We start from the raw sequence: 18,537 nt of genomic DNA, 5'->3' as shown, positions 1-18,537 counted from the left end.
CAGGTGTTCCGTGTCCCGCCAAACCGGCGGTTTCGGATCAACCGAACGGGGTAAAGCACCCGTTGTGCTCCATCCACCCTCTTGGACGGATTCGTCCATTCGGGTTTCCGAAGCGGCTCCCCGATCCTACCCGCGCCGAGCGTGTGCTCGGACCGGTCTGATCGGGAGGAGGTCTGTGAGTCGCGGCCCGGGTCCGAGTCGACGGATCGCCGCTCGCCGTCCCGCGAAGACTTGCCGAGTCTAGACAATGGGCCCGGAAGCGTCAACTCCATCCCTTCGGTGGAGGGTGGCCCCCACTTCATCGGATGTCCCGCGTCGATCGCCATCCTGGCGACCGGTTCGCGGACTAGCGGCGCCTCCGGGCGAGTCGATCCTCTTCCGAGGACCGGCTGTCTGTGATCTGGAGCACGTCCAGGCAAGATTCATCCTGCCCGGCTCCCCCCGGTTCAAACCCCCGGACCCCAGATTCCTCAGGGGAGTCCTCCACCCCCGTGACAGACACGAACCCGGGACGGCGCGGGGAGCCTCCAGCCCCTGTACCGTCCCGGGTTCGTCCGTGTGTCGCGTGCTCCCCGCACCGGCGTGCCGCCGTGCGGGAAAGGCGCGCCTCAGATCATCTCGGCCAACTCACGCGCCAGCTTCCGGAACGCGATCCCCCGGTGGCTGATCGCGTTCTTCTCCTCCGCGGACATCTCGGCGGTGGTCCTCGTCTCCCCCTCGGGGACGAACACCGGGTCGTAGCCGAACCCGTTCGTCCCGCGCCGCTCCCGCAGGAGCCGACCGCGCAGCACCCCCTCGGCCACCACCTCGACCCCGTCCGGCATCACCAGCGCGGCGGCGCACACGAACCGCGCCCCCCTGCGCTCGGCCGGGGTGTCGGCGAGCTGGTCGAGCACCAGGTCCAGATTGGCGCGATCCCGGTCCTGGTCCCCGAACCGCCCCGACCACCGCGCCGACAGCACCCCGGGCATGCCCTTGAGTTCGTCGACGCTCAGACCCGAGTCGTCCGCCACGGCGGGAAGACCCGTGTGCGCGGCGATGGCGCGGGCCTTGAGCAGGGCGTTGCCCATGAAGGTCGGTTCGGTCTCGGGAACCTCCGGCGCGTCGGGGAAGGAGTCGAGCGCCAGTACCCGGGCCTGGACCCCCGCCTCGGCCAGGATGGCCCGCATCTCCGGGACCTTCTTGGCGTTGCGGGTGGCCAGTACGATCCGCACGCTGCCGCCTCCTTCGGGGACGCTCCCGATCCGCCTGCCGACACCGCCCCGGACCGGGCCGGTGGGGTCGGCCGTGTTCGCCGTGGTCACTCCGCCAACGCCTTCTTCTGGATCGCGGTCAGCTCCTCGCAGCCGCTGACCGCGAGGTCGAGCAGGGAGTCCAGGAGTTCCCGGTCGAAGGGGGCGCCCTCCGCGGTGCCCTGGACCTCGACGAACTTGCCCTCACCCGTGACGACGACGTTCATGTCGGTCTGGGCGACCGAGTCCTCCAGGTAGTTCAGGTCCAGCCGGGGCTGACCCTGCACCACGCCGACGCTCACGGCGGCCAGTGAGCCGGTGAGCGGATTGTTCTTCAGCTTGCGGCGCTTGCGCAGCCACTTCATCGCGTCGGCCAGGGCCACGTAGGCACCGGTGATCGCCGCCGTCCGGGTTCCCCCGTCCGCCTGGAGGACGTCGCAGTCCAGGGTGATGGTGTGCTCGCCCATCGCCTTGAAGTCCACGACGGCACGCAGGGAACGGCCGATGAGCCGGGAGATCTCGTGCGTGCGGCCACCGATCTTGCCCCGGACGGACTCACGGGCGCCCCGGGTGTCGGTGGAGCGGGGGAGCATCGCGTACTCCGCGGTGACCCAGCCCTCGCCGGTTCCCCGACGCCACCGGGGGACACCGTCCTCGACGGTGGCCGCGCACAGGACTCTGGTGTCACCGAACTCGATGAGTGCGGAGCCCTCCGCGTGGCGGAGCCAGTTGCGGGTGATGGTCACGGGTCGGAGTTGGGTCGGAACGCGTCCGTCAGGTCGAGCCATGCAAAGAGCGTATATCCGTGGAGTGTCCATCGGTGCGGGAGTCGCGAAGTGTCCGCCTCGGTGTGGGACGTGCCCTTCACCACTCCTCACGGTGATGGCCCGGCGACCGTGCCCGGGACGGTCGGACGGGTCCGGCTCCCCGGCCCAACCCCGGGCCGCGGTCAGGCCCCGACGATGTGGGTCTCACCGCTGCGCGCCAACCCGATCGGGCCGTCGTAGGTGGACCGCGCCTCGGTGAGCGTGACCTCGTCGTCGTTCCACGGCACCAGGTGGGTGAGGAGCAGTTTGCGCGCACGGGCCCGACTGGCGTGCTCCCCCGCCTCGCTGCCGGTGAGGTGCATGTCCTTGGGGTGTTCCCGGTGGTCCTGGAAGGCCGCCTCGCACAGGAACAGGTCGGCGTCGGTCGCGAGTTCGATCAGGGAGTCGCAGGCCCCGGTGTCCCCGGAGTAGGTCAGGGTCCGGCCGCCGTGCTCCAACCGGATCCCGTACGCCTCCACGGGATGGTTGACCTCCTCGACCCGGACGGTGAACGGGCCGATCCCGAACGTGCCGACGGTGAGCTCGTGGAACTCGAAGGCCTCGGTCATGCCGGGTTCGGGGTCGAGCCCGTAGGCCTCGGCCATGCGCAGCGCCACCCCCTTGGGCCCGTACACGGGGATGCGCGGCCTGAGACCGCCGGGCGGGAACATCCGCGCGACCCAGTACGAGCACAGGTCGAAGCAGTGGTCGGCGTGCAGATGGCTCAGGTACACCGCGTCCACGGAGTAGATGTCGACATGCCGCTGGAGCGCCCCCAGCGCTCCGTTGCCCATGTCGAGGAGCAGGCGGAAACCATCCGCCTCGACCAGGTAGCAGGAGGCCGGGCTGTCCGGCCCGGGGAAGCTGCCGGAGGACCCGATAATCGTGAGTCGCACGTCGTCGTCGCCTTCTCGATGGGCCGCGCGGCGTCCGTGGCACCCTCGTCGTCTCTGCCGACGCTGAGCGCGGATGGCGGCTGGTTCTGCGGATGTCCCGTTGTTACGGGTGTACCCCAATGGCCGCCCGGGTGGTACAAAATGTGGCCCGCATCTCAGGCGACGTGCGTCACGTGTGAATTTTTCACACGTCCTGACCAATTCTGTCCGGTTCGGTCACATCCCGGCCCTCGGTGCGTCCGGAGCCGCCGCTCAGGACGCACCGAGGGCCGGCACCCCGCACGGGATGCCGGCCCGTCCGGCCGGTCCGAACCGCGGCGGACGCCCGCGCGGTCGCCGGGCCTCAGGCCCAGAGCTGGCCCTCCAGCCGCTCCTCGGCCTCGTCGAGCGTCCCCTCGTAGGCTCCGGTGGACAGGTACTTCCATCCGGCGTCGGCGATGACGAACACGATGTCGGCGCGCTCCCCCGCCTGCTCGGCCTTGCGCGCCATCCCCAGGGCGGCGTGCAGGGCGCCGCCGGTGGAGATGCCCGCGAAGATCCCCTCCTGGTCGAGGAGCTCCCGGGTCCGCCGGAGCGCCGCGTCCGAGGGCACGGAGAAGCGCGTGGTCAGCACGTCCTCGTCGTACAGTTCGGGGACGAACCCCTCGTCCAGGTTGCGCAGGCCGTAGACCAGCTCGCCGTAGCGCGGCTCGGCCGCGACGATCCGCACGTCCGGTTTGTTCTCACGCAGGTACCGGCCCACGCCCATGAGGGTGCCGGTGGTGCCCAGCCCCGCCACGAAGTGGGTGATCTCCGGCAGGTCCGCGAGGATCTCGGGGCCGGTGGTCTCGTAGTGGGCCCGGGCGTTGGCCGGGTTCCCGTACTGGTAGAGCATCACCCAGTCCGGGTTGGCCGCGGCCATCTCCTTGGCGACGCGCACGGCCTCGTTGGACCCGCCCGCCGCGTCGGAGAAGTGCACCTCGGCGCCCCACATGCCCAGCAGCTGCTTGCGCTCGGCGGAGGTGTTCTCCGGCATCACACAGACCATGCGGTAGCCGCGCAGCTTGGCGACCATGGCCAGGGAGATGCCGGTGTTCCCCGACGTCGGCTCCAGGATGGTGCAGCCCGGGGAGAGCAGCCCGTCCTTCTCGGCCTGCTCGATCATGAAGAACGCGGCGCGGTCCTTGATCGAGCCGGTGGGATTGCGGTCCTCCAGCTTCGCCCACAGCCGGACGTCCGGTGAGGGCGACAGGCGGGGCAGGCCGACGAGCGGCGTGCCGCCGAGGGAGTCGAGCAGGGAGTCGTAGCGCATGCCCGGCCTAGCGGCTGCCGCCGGCCACGGCCGGCAGGACGGTCACGTTGTCGCCGTCGGACAGCTCGGCCTCCAGGCCGCCGACGAAACGGACGTCCTCGTCGTTGAGGTAGACGTTGATGAAGCGGCGGAGTTTGCCGTTGTCCACCAGCTTCTCACCGATGCCGGGGTAACGGCTGTCCAGGTCCTTGACGAGCGCTCCGAGGGTGTCGCCGGAGCCCTCGACGACCTTGGCGTCGTTGGTCAGGTTGCGGAGGATGGTGGGGATACGGACCTCGATGGCCATGAAGGTGTCTCCGTTAGCGGTCGTTGTTGTGCGTTCATTCCCAACAGGGGCCCGGCCGCTCCCATTCCGACCGGCGTCCCCGCTGGTACGGGCCCTGCGGGTCTACTGGTCCGCGTCGGCGCCGGTGACCTCCACCGGCTCCTCGGTGACCTGGCCGTCGATGATCCGGTAGGAGCGGAACTCGACGGTGTCGGGCTCGCGTGTGGACACGAGCACGTAGTGGGCGCCGGGCTCGGATGCGTAGGAGATGTCGGTGCGCGAGGGGTAGGCCTCGGTGGCGGTGTGGGAGTGGTAGATCACGACGGGTTCCTCGTCGTTGTCGTCCATCTCACGCCAGACCTTCAGCTGTTCGAGGGAGTCGAACCGGTAGAAGGTCGGGGACCGCTCGGCGTTGATCATCTCAATGAACCGCTCGGGGCGGTCGGAGCCCTCGGGACCGGCCACGACACCGCACGCCTCGTCCGGGTGGTCGCGGCGGGCGTGGGCGACGATCTGGTCGTAGATCGAGCGATCAATCCTCAGCATGCGTCCCAGGGTACCCAAACACCGTTCCCTACCAACCAGATGGGTATTGATGATTCCGCCCACTCTCCAGGCGGACTCGCCGCTGGTGGGGCGGCCTCCGTCCGCCGCCGCGCAAGAACTAGGCTCATGCGCATGAGCGAGGACAGCAGCAGCGGGCTGCTCACCGACCACTACGAACTGACCATGGTGCAGGGTGCCCTGCGCAGCGGCGCCGCCGGGCGCCGATCGGTGTTCGAGATGTTCGGACGCCGACTCCCGGAGGGGCGCCGGTACGGGGTCGTGGCCGGGACCGGGCGGTTCCTGGACCTGTTGGAACGGTTCCGGTTCGACACGGCCGAACTGGACTTCCTGTCCGACCGCGGCGTCGTGGACGAGCGGACGCTGGACTGGCTGGCCGGATACCGCTTCTCCGGGAACGTGTGGGGCTACGGCGAGGGCGAGGCCTACTTCCCCGGCTCCCCCATCCTCGTCGTGGAGGCGCCCTTCGGCGAGGCCGTCATCCTGGAGACCCTGGCGCTCTCGGTCTTCAACCACGACAGCGCGATCGCCTCCGCCGCCTCCCGCATGGTGGTCGCCGCGGGCGGCCGACCGCTGATCGAGATGGGCTCGCGCCGCACCCACGAGCGATCGGCGGTCGCGGCGGCCCGGGCGGCCTACATCGCCGGGTTCGCCACCTCCTCCAACCTGGAGGCCGGACGCGCCTACGGGGTTCCGACCGGGGGCACCGCCGCGCACGCGTTCACCCTCCTGCACGACAGTGAGCGGCACGCCTTCCAGGCCCAGCTGGACTCGATGGGACCCGAGACCACACTGCTCGTCGACACCTTCGACGTCGAGCGGGCCGTGCGCACCGCCGTGGAGTTGGCCGGGCCGAAACTGGGCGCGGTGCGCATCGACTCCGGAGACCTGGCCGCGACCGCCGGACGGGTACGCGCGCAGCTGGACTCGCTGGGCGCGCACGAGACGCGGATCGTGGTCACCGGTGATCTGGACGAACACTCCGTCCAGGCGTTGGCGGTGGCTCCGGTCAACGGCTACGGCGTGGGAACCGCCCTGGTCACCGGGTCGGGCGCGCCCACGGTGTCGCTCGTCTACAAGCTCGTGGCCCGGGCCCGCGACACCGCTCCCGAGGCCCCCCTGGAGCCGGTGGCCAAGCGTTCGGTGGGCAAGCCGAGCCGGGGTGGCCGCAAATGGGCGGTGCGCCGGCTGGACGACCGGGGTACGGCCGTGGGTGAGGAGGTCTACCCGCACGAGCCGTCGCGGGAGAGGGGTACGCGCCCCCTGCTGCGCCCCCTGGTCCTCGGCGGCGAGGTGGTCGGGCACGAGAGCGTGCACGAGGCGCGGCAGCGGCATCGGGAGACCCTGGCCGAACTCCCCGAGGAGGCGCTGCGGATGTCGCGCGGCGACGTCGCGCTGCCCACGGTCTTCCACTGAGACGGGAAACCACGAGGGAAACGAGGGACTGGCGATGAAGGCACTCATCGTGGTGGACGTGCAGAACGACTTCTGCGAGGGCGGCAGCCTGGCCGTGGCCGGTGGGGCCGCCACCGCCGCCGCGGTCACCGAGTACGTCCGCGCGCACGCCGACGGGTACGACTTCGTGGTGGCCACCCGGGACTGGCACATCGACCCGGGAACGCACTTCTCCGACGAGCCGGACTACGTGCGCAGCTGGCCCAGACACTGCGTCGCCCGGACGCCGGGGGCCGATTTCCATCCGGCGTTCGACACCGCCCGGGTGGACGCGGTCTTCAGCAAGGGGCAGTACTCCGACGGCTACAGCGGTTTCGAGGGCGCCAAGAGCGACGACGGCACGCCCCTGGCCGACTGGCTGCGCGAGCGCGGGGTGGACGAGGTGGACGTGGTGGGCATCGCCACGGACCACTGCGTCCGCGCCACGGCGTTGGACGCCGCGGCCGAGGGGTTCCGCACGCGGGTCCGGCTCGGACTGACCGCCGGTGTGTCGCGCCCGACGGTGGACGAGGCGCTGGAGCGGTTGCGCGCGGCCGGGGTGGAGCTGGAGGGCGAGCCCGTCGTGGCCGCCTGAGGCGCGCGCGTCCGCCGGGGACGGTTCCGTCCCCGGCGGACGCGCGCGGAGGAAGGGCGGCGGTCAGCCGACGCCGATGGCCGCGCGCACCCGGTCGAGTGTGGCGCGGGCGCGCACCCGGGCGCGCTCGGAGCCCTTCCGGAGGATCGCGTCGATCTCCTCCGGGTTGGCCATGAGCTCCTCGTAGCGCTCCCGCTTGGGGCCGATCTCGGCGTTGACCGCCTCGAACAGCTCGTTCTTGAGCTCGCCCCAGCCCATGCCGCCCGCCTGGAGGCGCTTGCGCACGTCGGCGACCGTGTCGGCGTCGGCGAAGTGCTGGAGGAGCTGGAAGGGCACGGAGCCGTCCGGGTCCTTGGGCTCCTCGACCGGCGTGGAGTCGGTGGGGATGCGCCGGATGGCCTTCTTGAGCTTGTTCTCCGGCAGGAACAGCGGGATGTGGTTGTCGTAGGACTTGCTCATCTTGCGGCCGTCGACGCCGGGCAGGATGCTCGCGTCGCTGTCGTCGATGACGCCCTTGGGGGTGGGGAAGGAGTAGGACTCGCCGAACCGGTGGTTGAAGTATCCGGCGATGTCGGCGGTGTACTCGATGTGCTGTGTCTGGTCGCGGCCGACGGGCACGTGGGTGCCCTCCATGATGAGGATGTCCGCGGCCATGAGGATGGGGTAGTTGAACAACCCCATGTTGATCCCGGCGTCCAGGTCGGTGACCCCGGCCGCGACGTTGCGGTCGCGCGCGGCCTTGTAGGCGTGGGCGCGGTTCATCAGGCCCTTGGGGGTCAGGGCGCTGAGGATGGTGGTGAGTTCGAAGGTCTCGGGGACGTGCGACTGCTGGTAGACGATGGTCCGCTCGGGGTCGAGTCCGCACGCGAGCCAGGTGGCAGCGCCCGACCGGATGCTGTGCCGCAGTTCCTCGGCGTCCTTGATGGTGTTGAGCGCGTGGTAGTCCGCGATGAAGTAGTACGTGTCGTACTCGTGGGCCGCCGCGAGTGCGGGCTTGATCGCGCCGACGTAGTTGCCCAGGTGGAAGTCGCCGGTGGGCTTGATCCCGGTCAGGTAGGTGTTCGCTGCCATGGCCCCAGCCTATCGGCGTGTGTCGGCCGGGCTGGCTGCACGACCCCGCGGACGGCCGTCCGGGCGGCGGGGGCGGCCGTGCCCGGGGCGCGTCGGGGTCGGTCACCCGCGGGCGGCCCGGTCCGGCGGGGGCCTTCCCGCGGTCCGGGCCGCTCCGGCGCACGCCCCTACTCGACGCTCGCCCTGACCTCGACCGTGCCGTCGGGGGTCACGGTGGTCCGCACGTCCACGGACGGCCCGCCCCCGGCGACGGCCGCCAGCCGGGGGTCGGGCCCCTCCTGCTCCGCCTCCTCGTTCGCGCCGGAGCGGAAGGCCCGCCAGTGGTCGACCATGCGCTTGCCCTGGTCCCGCGTGAAGTGGGTCATGCAGGCGTCCTCGGAGTAGTTCATGAAGTTCGTGATGGGGTCCTCGCCCGGGGCCTTGCGGCAGGTGTCGCGGCCGCGGGGGCAGCCGGAGGCGGCCTCGCGCTCGTAGGGGGTGTCGTCCACGTAGTCGCCGGGTTCGTCGCAGCCGTTCTGGAAGGTGTGGAAGAGCCCCAGCCAGTGGCCGACCTCGTGGGTGGCGGTGTGGCCCTCGTTGAAGCGGTGCCGGTCGCCGCCGGGCAGCGTGTCGTAGGAGATCACCACGCCGTCCCGCTTGGGCTTGGATTTCTGGTCCTGCGGGAAGGTGGAGTATCCGAGCAGTCCGCTGTCCAGTCTGGTCGTGTAGAGGTTGAGCGTGTCGGCGCCGCCCCGGTGGAGGCGTTCGCGGATCCGGTCGCGCTGGCTGTTGAAGTCGCGGAACCACCCGTCGTTCACGGTGCGGTTGATCTCGCGCAGCCGGAAGCGGAAGCCCGTGTCGGCGCCCTCGTCGCCGAAGGCGTACCCGCCGCGGTAGGCCCGGTTGAGCACGTCGATCTGCCGTCGGATCTGCCAGTCGCCGACGTTGCCGCGTCCGTCGGAGGCGGAGATGACGTGCACCACCACCGGGACGACCCGGGTCGGCTCGACCTCCTGGCCGCGCAGCGGCCGTAGCGCCTCGCGCAACTGCCGCTCGTACTCGGCCGCCTGCCCCGGGGAGACGTCGCCGCCCTCGGGCAGGAGGGCGGACCGGCTCGGGTCGGCCAGTCGGGCGTCGATGGCCGGCACGCACGCGTCGGGCCGATGCCCCGCCGCCACCGTCGTCGTTTCGGCGTTGTCCACCCCGGCGTCGGCGGGTTGGTGCGCCGTGCCCGCCATGATCCCGGCGAGGGCGACCCCGCACAACACCAGTCCTGACCACAGTGCGGTTGCGCCACCGCTGGGGCTTCGTCCAATCACCACACGGACTGTAGCGAAACAGTCACTCTGTGTTGATAAGACGTGCGCGAGCTTGCGAAGTGTTTGCCCACCCCCGCTACTTGCGACCCACCGCCCAGCTGCGGATCTTGGCGATCCGCTCACGGATCTGGGCGGGGGACGCCTGGGCCACGGGCGGACCGCCGCAGGCCCGGCGCAACTCGTTGTGGATGACCCCGTGGGGCTTGCCCGTGCGGTGGTGCCAGGCCCCGACCAGTCCGCTGAGCTCACGCCGCAGGTTGGCGACCACCTCGTGGGTGGGCCCCTCGTCGGGCTCCTTCTCGACCTTCCGCCCGGCCTTGAGCTCGCTGGCCTTCAGCTCGGCCTTGCGCTTGCGCAGCAGCTGGGAGACCTGGTCGGGCTCCAGCAGACCGGGCAGGCCGAGGAAGTCCTCCTCCTCGGTGGAACCGGGCACGCCGCCGTACTCGGTGCCGTCGAAGAGCGCGCGGTCGAACTCCGCCGCCGACTCCATCGTCTCGAACGGCAGCTCCTCACCCGCCTCGGGGGTGTCGCGCTTCTTGTTGGCCTCCTTCATCAGGTCCTGTTCCGGGTACTCCTCGTCCGAGGGCTTCCGGTCCAGGACGTGGTCGCGCTCACGCTCCATCTCCCCCGCGTACTCCAGCAGCGTGGGCACCGAGGGCAGGAACACCGAGGCGACCTCGCCGCGCTTGCGCACGCGCACGAAGCGGCCGATGGCCTGGGCGAAGAACAGGGCGGTGCTGGTGGAGGTCGCGTACACGCCCACCATGAGGCGCGGCACGTCCACGCCCTCCGAGACCATGCGCACCGCGACCATCCACCGGTCGTCGCCCTCGGCGAAGCGGGAGATCTTCCTGGAGGCCGTCGGGTCGTCGGACAGGACCACGGTCGCGCCCTTGCCGGTGATCTGGCGCAGGATGCGCGAGTAGGCCCGGGCGTTCTCGTGGTCGCTGGCGATGACCAGACCGCCCGCGTCCGGGTGGGTCTTACGCACCTCGGTCAGTCGGCGGTCGGCGGCCTGGAGCACCTTCTTGATCCAGTCGCCCTTGGGGTCGAGGGCGGCGCGCCATGCCTGGGAGAGCGCGTCCTGGGTGAGCGGCTCGCCCAGGCGCGCGGCGAGTTCGTCGCCCGCCCGGGTGCGCCAGCGCATCTCCCCGGAGTAGGCCATGAAGATGACCGGGCGCACGACCCCGTCCTCCAGGGCCGGGGCGTACCCGTAGCTGTAGTCCCACGAGCAGCGGCGCACCCCGTTCCCGTCCTGGACGTAGTCCACGAACGGGATGGGGTTGATGTCGGAGCGAAAGGGGGTTCCGGTCAGGCAGAGGCGGCGGGCGGCGGGGTCGAAGGCCTCCCGAACCGCGTCGCCCCAGGACAGCGCGTCACCGGCGTGGTGGACCTCGTCGAAGATGACGAGTGTCTTGCGCGCCTCGGTGCGGTTGCGGTGCAGCATCGGGTGCGCGGCGACCTGCGCGTAGGTGACCGCCGCGCCGATGTACTGACGGCCCAGGGCACCCTGGCCGTTGCGGAACTCGGGGTCGATGGCGATGCCGAAGCGGGCGGCCGACTCGGCCCACTGCTTCTTCAGGTGCTCGGTCGGGCACACGATCGTGATCGAGCGGACCGCGTGCCGCCGCAGGAGTTCGCTGGCCAGGGTGAGGGCGAAGGTGGTCTTCCCGGCGCCGGGCGTGGCCACGGCCAGGAAGTCGCGTGGTTCCCGGCGGAAGTACTCCTCGAACGCCTCCCGCTGCCAGGCGCGGAGACCGCTCAGGCGGTCCTCCGTCGTGGTCTGCGTCACCGTCATGCGTCTGGTCCCCCGTTAGTCACCTGGTAGAGGTTAGCGGCCCCCGGGGACCGGTCCGGGAGCCGCTCCAGTGGTGCCGCGCACACGCGGGCGCGCGGCACCGTCACTCCGGCGTGGAGGCCGTCACTCCGCCGGGGAGGCGGAGTCCTCGTCGGACGGGGACTCCGGGGCCGACGGCGACGCCTCCCCGCCGGGGAGCGCGCCCGACCCCCCGGAAACGGCGTCGGCGCCCTGGACCTCGACCGCGCCGTCGTTGAACGGCATGTGCGGCGAGAGCTTCGGGAAGGCGAAGAACCACAGCAGGGCTGCGGCGCCCACCAGCAGGCCCACCGACAGGATCAGCTTGGACGGCCAGGGGCCGGGCAGTACACGCCAGATCAGTCCGTACATCGGGCTCCTACTCCTCGTCCTCGTCGGCGTCCGGCGCCATGTGGGCGATCGAGTCCGGCATGCCCTCGGACTTGGGGGTGGTCTCGGTGAGCTCGGCCCAGACGATCAGCCGATGGGTGTTGTTGAGCTTGGGGGCGCACGTGGTGAGCGTGATCAGGGAACGCTCGGGCGCCTCGTCGGTGGCGTCGTCGAACGGGTCCGGCTCGATCACCCACACGTCGGTGGGCAGCACCGTCTCCTCCTCGAACACCTCGTAGGTGTAGAAGTTGTCCGCGTCCTCCAGGACCATGACGTCGCCGTCCTCGAGCTGGTCGATGTCCCAGAACAGGCCGGGGGTGCGGTGGGCGGCGACGGCGTAGTTGCCGGCCTCGCCGGGCTCGCTGTCGTACTCGGTGTAGTGGCCGGGGCTGTTGAGGATGTCCTGCGGCGTCGTCCCGTTGACCACGACCCACTCCAGGTCGAGGCTGGGCAGGTACAGGCGGCTGTCCGCGCTGCCGGGCAGAGGTTCGGACTCCGGTCCGGGCTCGGCGGCCTCTTCCTCCTGCGCGGCCCAGACCTCCTCCAGCCCCTGCGCCAACTCCTCCTGCTCACGCTGGGTCTCCCACTGTCCGCCGTAGACCTCGTAGGCGGCGTAGAAGAGCATGAGCAGACCGGCGGTCAGCAGGATCTCGCCGATGGTCCGGACCACGGCGCGCACGACGTCACCGGGGGTGTGCCGGGGGGTGCGGGGCCTGCGGCGCCTGCCTCCCGAACCTCGACGGCCCCGCCCGCGGCGGGGCTCGGGGTCGTCGTGCTTGTGCCGTTCAGTTGTGGAGACCAATAGGACCTACTCCTGTGGACGCTTTCGGGCGCTCCGACACCTACCTGCGGGGAACGACCAGCGGGGTCCCGGTACGCGGATGCGGCAGGACGTCGACTTGGTGCTGGTACACGTCGCTGAGGAGCGACGCGGTGAACACGTCCGCGGATGTGCCCCGTGCGGCGATCCGTCCTTCGGACAGCACCGCCACACGATGGGCGTAGGCGGCCGCAAGCCCCAAATCGTGCAGGACCACGATAACGGTCCGACCGTCCTCCGCGAGCTCACGCGCCACGGAAAGGACGAGTTCCTGGTGCCGGATGTCGAGTGCGACGGTCGGCTCGTCGAGCATGAGCAGCCGAGTCCGCCGGACGACGGTGATCCCCTTCGCCCGGACCACGGCCGTGCCGGGTGGGGTGGTGGCGGCCTCCCGCGGACGCGCCCCCGCCGAGGCGGCCGTCGAGGACGAGGAGTGATCCCCCCGACAGCGAAGCGGGCCCCGGCACACGTCCCCTGCCGGGGCCCGCCCGTCGAAGCACGAGACGGGCGCGGTGAGGCGCCTACTTCATCAGCTCCTCATAGGCCTTCTTGCACTCGGGGCACACGGGGAACTTCTTGGGATCCCGGTTGGGGACCCACACCTTGCCGCACAGGGCGATCACCGGGTTGCCCGTGACGGCGCTCTCGGTGATCTTGTCCTTCTGCACGTAGTGCGCGAAGCGCTCGCGATCACCGTCGTCGTGCGAGATCTCCGGCCTGGTCTCGCTCTCCGGCAGGACCTTGTTCACGACATCCATCGGCATCGTTCCTCACCCTTTCCACGTCTGCGTTCCACGGTATAGGGTGCCGCGCACCCGGAGGCGGTCGCTCGGCCCCGCTCAGTTCAGCGTCGGGTCCTCAGGGTAGGTCGACAACAGCGCCAGATCGCCGCCCTGTCGCCGCAGCACGCGCGACCACAGCCGTCCGGGAGCGGTGGTGAAGACGTCGTCGGCGATCGCGGGGACGACGTACCAGGCGCCCTCGTCGATCTCGCCCGCCAACTGACCCGCGCTCCAGCCCGCGTAACCGGCGAAGACCCGGAACGCGCCCAGGGACGCGCCCAGCAGGGCCGGCGACCCGTCCAGGTCCACCACGCCCACGCCCTCCAGACCGAGGTTCGGGTCGAGCCCCTCCAGTGGGGACCAGCCCGGGGGCGGGTCGTGGCTTCCCACCACCCCCAGGGCGATCCCCGAGCCCGCGCCGACGGGTCCGCCCGAGAACATCACCGCGGGCTCGCTCGCGTAGGCGCCCCAGTGGGTGACGACCTCCTCGACGGCGGTGTCCAGCGGGCGGTTGAGGATCACCCCGAGGGTGCCGTCGGCGGTGTCGTCCACGACGAACACCACCGAGCGGCGGAAGGAGTCCTCCTGGAGGAGAGGGGCGGCCACCAGAAGTCGCCCGGTCAGTCTTGGCTGGTCCATGCTGCACCCCTACCCAGGTTCACGGCCCTGTCCGGGGTCCGGTGGGCGGTCACCCGCCCACTCCCCTCGGACACACGCGTCCCGGGGTCAGTTCCCCCGGCCGCGCTGGGCGACCTCGCGCACGGCGGTGGCCACGTGGGTGGACAGCTCGGAGTGGAAGACGCTGGGGATGATGTAGTTCGGGCCGAGCTCGTCCTCGGTCACCACGTCGGCCAGGGCCTCGGCGGCGGCGACCATCATGTCCGAGGTGACCTCGTGGCTCTGGGCGTCGAGCAGGCCGCGGAAGAAGCCCGGGAAGACCAGAACGTTGTTGATCTGGTTCGGGTAGTCGCTCCGGCCGGTGGCGACGACGTCCGCGTGCAGGTGGGCGACCTCGGGGTCGACCTCGGGGTCGGGGTTGGCCAGCGCGAAGATGATCGATCCGTCGTTCATCTCGGCGATGTCGTCGCCGCTGAGGAGGTTGGGCGCGGAGACGCCGATGAAGACGTCGGCGCCGGCCACGGCGCCCCGGAGGTCGCCGGAGTAGCCCTCGGGGTTGGTGTGCTCGGCGATCCAGCGCAGGTTGTCGTCGAGCTGTTCGCGTCCCGCGTGCACGGCGCCGTGCACGTCGCAGACGATGACGTCCTTGGCCCCGGCGTGCATGAGCAGCTTGAGGATGGCGGTACCGGCCGCGCCCGCCCCCGACATGGCGATGCGGACCTGGCCCAGCTCCTTGCCGACCACGCGCAGCGCGTTGCGCAGGGCGGCGAGCACGACGATGGCGGTGCCGTGCTGGTCGTCGTGGAAGACGGGGATGTCGAGCAGCTCGCGCAGGCGGGCCTCGACCTCGAAGCAGCGGGGGGCGGAGATGTCCTCCAGGTTGATGCCGCCGAAGCCGGGGGCCAGGACCTGGACGGTGCGGACGATCTCGTCGACGTCCTGGGTGTCCAGGGCGATCGGCCAGGCGTCGATGTCGGCGAAACGTTTGAACAGGGCGGCTTTGCCCTCCATGACCGGCATGGCGGCCTCGGGGCCGATGTTGCCCAGGCCGAGGACGGCCGAGCCGTCGGTGACCACGGCGACGCTGTTGCGCTTGATGGTCAGGCGGCGGGCGTCGTCCTTGTTGGCTGCGATGGCCTGGGAGACGCGGGCGACGCCGGGGGTGTAGGCCATGGACAGTTCGTCGCGGTTGCGCAGCGGCACCTTGGAGGACATCTCGATCTTGCCGCCGAGGTGCATCAGGAAGGTGCGGTCACTGACCTTGTGGACGGTGACGCCCTCGACCGAGCCCAGGGCGTCGACGATCGCCTGGGCGTGGTCGGTGTCACGCGCCGCGCAGGTGACGTCGATCCGGATGCGCTCGTGCCCGGCGGCCGCCACGTCCAGCGCGGTGATCATGCCGCCCACGTGCTCGACGGCGTTGGTGAGACTGCCGACGGCGCTGCCTCCCGCGTCCAGTTCGAGCCGGACGGTGAGGGAGTAGGAAACGCTGGGAAGGCTGGCCACGTGTTGCTCCTTGGCTCTCGCTTGGTGTCGTGCGTCCGCGGGGTGTCCGGACGGGTGTCCTGAGGCGTCGACCTCGACGCCCGGGCGGCCCGCCCGTCCCCGTCGCCCGGCGCCGTTTCGCGGAGGCGTGGGCCTCCGGACGCCCGCCGCGCGCCACCCCCTCCTCCGTCACCCACCACGCCCGAACGTTTCGTGGCGGGGTGGGACGCCCTCGACGGAGACCTACGGCACAGGAGCCCCCGGGGTCGGGGCGGTGCCCCGAACCCCGCGATCCGTCCGTCCGAGGCGTCGCGCCGTCCCCGCGCCGGGCGCGGTTTCGACACGCGTGTCCGCACGGTCGGAGCGTGGGGTTTCCTGTGTGTCCGCTGCGTGCGTTGTCTCCTCAATGGTGCACCGCACGATGGACCGCAGTCACGGCAGGGGGCTGGCTCGGACTCACGACCGGGTCGCCTCACCCTACCCGAGTCAAGGTCAGATCGTCAGCAGGAGGGGACAATTCGACCCTTGGTAAAAAACTGCATAATTTTCCATGACTGGGGTGCGGCGATGAGGCGACTCACGGGGTTGGTCCGGTACCCCGGCCGGAGTCGCCGGTGCCGCCCTCGGCCGATCTTCGCCCCCGGGCGGCGTGGACCACGACGTCCACGCACGCCGGGATGGTCAGCGCCGTCCCGTCCAGGAACAGGTGGTAGAGGTCCAAAGAGGCGGGATCGACGCGGTAGAAGCGGCGGACGTAGGCGGCTCGGGCACGGTCGTTGTCGTCGAGCAGGCGGAGGGTGGGCGGGGTGTCGCACCAGTCGTAACCTCCGACCTCGTCGCGGTTCCCGCTCTCCCACAGCTCGCGGGCCCGGCGCAGGCGGGCCCGCCGGTCTCCGTCGATGCGCACGTGCAGGGCGGTGGGGTGGTCGGCCAGGACCACGGCGGCGGCGCGGCCGAGCACCACTCCCCCACTGTGGGCGACCTCACCGATGACGCGTTCGGTCTCCTCCACGAACTCGTGGTCGTACAGCAGGCGGCCCTGGGTGTCGGTGGGTCCGCTCAGGGCGGTGTCCACGCTGCCGAGGGTGATCGTCGGCAGCCGCGCGGCGCTGGCGAGAAGGCGTTCGAGCCCGCCCGGGCTGCGGCCGTCGTGGCGCAGGGCCTCCTCCAGTGAGCAGCCGATGTGGGCCGCCACCGCGGTCGGAACGGCCCGGTCGAGGAAGGGGACCCGGAGTCGGGTGGCGACGGCGGGGCCGATCACGCCGCCTCCGGACCCGAAGGTCGCCGAGATCGTGACCACCGGGCCACCGCCGCGGGGAGTGTCGTCGTTCATGGATACCTGCCGGATCGCCATCGGGCCGCGCGACCCACCGTCACCGGGTTCGTACCCGCTGCCCGGTCGGCTACCCCGGTGTCCACAGGAGCAGAAGAACGCGACGATTTACCGTTTTGTCCATGTATGTGACGCCCCGGGTGCCGACGGGTGTCGACGACGGAATGTCTCGTCCGACGCCGACACCCCCGGGACGCCGGTCAGAACAGTGCCGAGGTGAGCTTGCGCCGGGCCGCGCCCACGCGCGGGTCGCCGGGCGGCAGCAGCTCGAAGAGTGTGAGCAGGTGGGTGCGCGCCTTGTCGCGGTCGTCGTCGCTGGTGCGCTTCACCGTGGCGATCAGCCGGTCGAACGCGTCCTCGAACTTGCCGCCGTACATGTCGATGTCGGCGACGGTGCACTGGGCGGCGACGTCCTGGGGGTCGTCGGCCGCGGCCTTGCGCGCGGCGTTGGCGTCGACATCCTGGAGGCGGCCGACCAGGCGGACCTGGGCGAGCTTGAGCTTGGCCTCGACGTCGTCCGGGGAGGCCTCCACGGCCTTGGCGTAGGCCGCCTCGGCGGCGGCGAGGTCACCGCGCTCCAGAGCGGCCTGGGCCTCGGCGTCGACCGGGTTGACCTCGGGCTGTTCGGCCTGCTGGCCCTGCCCCGCCTCGGCGGAGGGCTCGCCCTCGACGGTTCCGGGGTGGCCGGGGGGCAGCATGCCCTGCTCGGCGAGGGCGGAGAACACCTGGCCCAGCCAGTCGCGCAGCTGCTCCTCGGTGGCCGGACCGGCGGGGCCGGGCATGACCTGGCCCTGGACGGCGACGATGATCATCGGTGTGGTGGGCACCCGCAGGGCCTGCACGAGCTGCGGGCTGGCCTCGCTGTCGAGCTTGGCGAGGAACCAGTTGCCGCCGGAGGCCGAGGAGAGGCGGTCGAGGGCGCTCTCGACCTGCTTGGACTGCTCCGACCACCCGGCGAGCACGGCGAGGACGACCGGAGCGGACATCGACCGTTCCAGGACCTCGGCCTGGAAGTTGGCCTCGTCGACGTTGACGGCGTACGGGTTGGCTCGACCGGCCGACTCCTCGGCGCGCTGCTTGGCCTCGCGCTCCAAGGCTGCCTTGCGCGCCCCGAGGTCAACCGCACTGTTCGGTGAAAAGTCCGAAGGCTGCATACCTCCATCCTGCCCCATGAGCGGAAGAGTGGGTGACGCCCGGAGGAAGCTGTGGAGGGCGCGCCGGACGGCCCAGCTCCCCGGCGTCCGGCACGGCCGGCCCGGGTGGGGTCGGGACCCCTCCCGGACCGGCCGGTGGCCGCTGGGAGGTTCACTCCTCGACCTCGGCCTCGGCGGCGTTACGGGCATCGCGGAGTTCGTAGATATCGCCTGCCCGGAAATAGCGCCACCCGTTGAAGGGGTGGGGGAAGTGGTCGACCCCGTCGAGCTTTCCGGTCCGCGCCCACTCCCGGAGGGTGGAGGGATCGACGCCGAGCACCACAGCGGCCTCGCCGTTGGAGAAGTAGTTGTCGGGGTGCGTTTCCTGGAGGTACCGCAGTTCTGCCTTGTCCATGACGCCAGCGTCCAATTACTAACCTCTGTTGCGCCAGACAGTCGAATCTCTCCGTATTGCTATGGTCACGTGTGCACTTGGATGCTTCAATATGCATCATGGGTGCAAACGGATTCGGGACAGCTCTACGCAAAGCACGCGAACTGAACGGATACACTCAGCGACAACTGGCACAACGTCTCGGACCTGGGGTCGCAGCCTCCACACTGTCCAGGTGGGAAAGCGGAAAAACCCGCCCGAGGCAAGACCGGGTACGGCAGTTGAGTGACGTTTTGGGAGGCAACGGCCTCCTG

21 protein-coding genes and 1 pseudogene are annotated in these 18,537 nt (G+C 70.7%); 4 read left to right on the top strand and 18 right to left on the bottom strand.

Annotation, left to right across the window (positions count from 1 at the left end; genetic code table 11):
• Positions 1-608 precede the first annotated feature (608 nt).
• From rdgB to DVR05_RS01450, 6 genes are all read right to left on the bottom strand, one after another.
• The gene (gene rdgB, locus DVR05_RS01475) at positions 609-1,214 is read right to left on the bottom strand and encodes an RdgB/HAM1 family non-canonical purine NTP pyrophosphatase (RefSeq protein ID WP_116243976.1); all 606 of its coding nucleotides are present in this window, start codon (positions 1,212-1,214) and stop codon (positions 609-611) included.
• 86 nt (positions 1,215-1,300) lie between these two features.
• Entirely contained in the window at positions 1,301-2,020 is a 720-nt protein-coding gene (rph, locus tag DVR05_RS01470; protein ID WP_116243940.1) for a ribonuclease PH, read from the bottom strand.
• A gap of 161 nt (positions 2,021-2,181) precedes the next feature.
• The gene (locus DVR05_RS01465) at positions 2,182-2,934 is read right to left on the bottom strand and encodes an MBL fold metallo-hydrolase (RefSeq protein ID WP_116243939.1); all 753 of its coding nucleotides are present in this window, start codon (positions 2,932-2,934) and stop codon (positions 2,182-2,184) included.
• A gap of 343 nt (positions 2,935-3,277) precedes the next feature.
• Complete coding sequence (locus DVR05_RS01460) at positions 3,278-4,225, bottom strand: PLP-dependent cysteine synthase family protein (RefSeq protein ID WP_116243938.1); 948 nt, start codon at positions 4,223-4,225, stop codon at positions 3,278-3,280.
• A 7-nt stretch (positions 4,226-4,232) separates the two neighbouring features.
• Positions 4,233-4,511: a MoaD family protein gene (locus DVR05_RS01455; RefSeq protein ID WP_116243937.1), complete on the bottom strand. Its 279-nt coding sequence runs from the start codon at positions 4,509-4,511 to the stop codon at positions 4,233-4,235.
• Positions 4,512-4,613: 102 nt separating this feature from the next.
• Positions 4,614-5,036 carry a Mov34/MPN/PAD-1 family protein gene (locus DVR05_RS01450; protein ID WP_116243936.1) on the bottom strand — a complete coding sequence of 141 codons (423 nt, stop codon included), beginning with the start codon at positions 5,034-5,036 and terminating at the stop codon, positions 4,614-4,616.
• Positions 5,037-5,168: 132 nt separating this feature from the next.
• Here DVR05_RS01450 and DVR05_RS01445 point away from each other — a divergent pair, with 132 nt between their 5' ends.
• A complete protein-coding gene (locus DVR05_RS01445) occupies positions 5,169-6,470 on the top strand; it encodes a nicotinate phosphoribosyltransferase (RefSeq protein ID WP_116243975.1) in 1,302 nt (433 codons plus the stop codon).
• Positions 6,471-6,504: 34 nt separating this feature from the next.
• On the top strand, positions 6,505-7,083 hold the full coding sequence (locus tag DVR05_RS01440) for an isochorismatase family protein (protein ID WP_116243935.1): 579 nt from the start codon (positions 6,505-6,507) through the stop codon (positions 7,081-7,083).
• 63 nt (positions 7,084-7,146) lie between these two features.
• Here DVR05_RS01440 and DVR05_RS01435 read toward each other — a convergent pair whose 3' ends face one another.
• The 6 genes from DVR05_RS01435 to DVR05_RS01410 form a co-directional block, all read right to left on the bottom strand.
• Positions 7,147-8,154, bottom strand: coding sequence for a tryptophan--tRNA ligase (locus tag DVR05_RS01435; RefSeq protein WP_116243934.1), 1,008 nt, complete (start codon positions 8,152-8,154; stop codon positions 7,147-7,149).
• Positions 8,155-8,321: 167 nt separating this feature from the next.
• Positions 8,322-9,398, bottom strand: coding sequence for a zinc metalloprotease (locus DVR05_RS01430; RefSeq protein ID WP_116243933.1), 1,077 nt, complete (start codon positions 9,396-9,398; stop codon positions 8,322-8,324).
• A 130-nt stretch (positions 9,399-9,528) separates the two neighbouring features.
• Positions 9,529-11,250, bottom strand: coding sequence for a DEAD/DEAH box helicase (locus DVR05_RS01425; RefSeq protein WP_116243932.1), 1,722 nt, complete (start codon positions 11,248-11,250; stop codon positions 9,529-9,531).
• A 123-nt stretch (positions 11,251-11,373) separates the two neighbouring features.
• On the bottom strand, positions 11,374-11,640 hold the full coding sequence (locus DVR05_RS01420; RefSeq protein WP_116243931.1) for a hypothetical protein: 267 nt from the start codon (positions 11,638-11,640) through the stop codon (positions 11,374-11,376).
• Between the two features lie 7 nt (positions 11,641-11,647).
• On the bottom strand, positions 11,648-12,460 hold the full coding sequence (locus DVR05_RS01415; protein WP_116243930.1) for a class E sortase: 813 nt from the start codon (positions 12,458-12,460) through the stop codon (positions 11,648-11,650).
• Positions 12,461-12,500: 40 nt separating this feature from the next.
• Entirely contained in the window at positions 12,501-12,791 is a 291-nt protein-coding gene (locus DVR05_RS01410; RefSeq protein WP_232831913.1) for a hypothetical protein, read from the bottom strand.
• On the opposite strand from DVR05_RS01410, the gene DVR05_RS27695 reads away from it, so the two are divergent.
• Positions 12,790-12,915: a hypothetical protein gene (locus DVR05_RS27695; protein WP_255422973.1), complete on the top strand. Its 126-nt coding sequence runs from the start codon at positions 12,790-12,792 to the stop codon at positions 12,913-12,915. The two genes, DVR05_RS01410 and DVR05_RS27695, sit on opposite strands and share 2 nt — an antisense overlap.
• An 84-nt stretch (positions 12,916-12,999) precedes the next feature.
• Here the strand turns inward: DVR05_RS27695 and DVR05_RS01405 are convergent, their stop codons facing one another.
• The 6 genes from DVR05_RS01405 to DVR05_RS01380 all read right to left on the bottom strand — a co-directional run bounded on the left by DVR05_RS01405 (position 13,000) and on the right by DVR05_RS01380 (position 18,244).
• Entirely contained in the window at positions 13,000-13,242 is a 243-nt protein-coding gene (locus tag DVR05_RS01405; protein ID WP_116243929.1) for a DUF3039 domain-containing protein, read from the bottom strand.
• 75 nt (positions 13,243-13,317) lie between these two features.
• Positions 13,318-13,899 (bottom strand): YqgE/AlgH family protein, encoded by a 582-nt coding sequence (locus DVR05_RS01400; protein ID WP_116243928.1) that lies wholly within the window; start codon positions 13,897-13,899, stop codon positions 13,318-13,320.
• A gap of 87 nt (positions 13,900-13,986) precedes the next feature.
• On the bottom strand, positions 13,987-15,384 hold the full coding sequence (locus DVR05_RS01395) for an NAD-dependent malic enzyme (RefSeq protein WP_116243927.1): 1,398 nt from the start codon (positions 15,382-15,384) through the stop codon (positions 13,987-13,989).
• A gap of 556 nt (positions 15,385-15,940) precedes the next feature.
• The gene (locus tag DVR05_RS01390; RefSeq protein ID WP_232831912.1) at positions 15,941-16,696 is read right to left on the bottom strand and encodes an AAA family ATPase; all 756 of its coding nucleotides are present in this window, start codon (positions 16,694-16,696) and stop codon (positions 15,941-15,943) included.
• 200 nt (positions 16,697-16,896) lie between these two features.
• A complete protein-coding gene (locus tag DVR05_RS01385; protein ID WP_116243925.1) occupies positions 16,897-17,850 on the bottom strand; it encodes a tetratricopeptide repeat protein in 954 nt (317 codons plus the stop codon).
• A 151-nt stretch (positions 17,851-18,001) separates the two neighbouring features.
• Positions 18,002-18,244: a MerR family transcriptional regulator gene (locus DVR05_RS01380; RefSeq protein WP_116243924.1), complete on the bottom strand. Its 243-nt coding sequence runs from the start codon at positions 18,242-18,244 to the stop codon at positions 18,002-18,004.
• Positions 18,245-18,342: 98 nt separating this feature from the next.
• Between DVR05_RS01380 and DVR05_RS27865 the strand changes: the two are divergent.
• Positions 18,343-18,534: pseudogene (locus DVR05_RS27865) on the top strand (multiprotein-bridging factor 1 family protein); the annotation flags it as partial.
• Positions 18,535-18,537 lie beyond the last annotated feature (3 nt).

This window comes from Nocardiopsis sp. FIRDI 009 (genome assembly GCF_003386285.1).
Taxonomy (GTDB): Bacteria; Actinomycetota; Actinomycetes; order Streptosporangiales; family Streptosporangiaceae; genus Nocardiopsis.
This window is presented reverse-complemented; position numbering and strand designations above follow the sequence as displayed.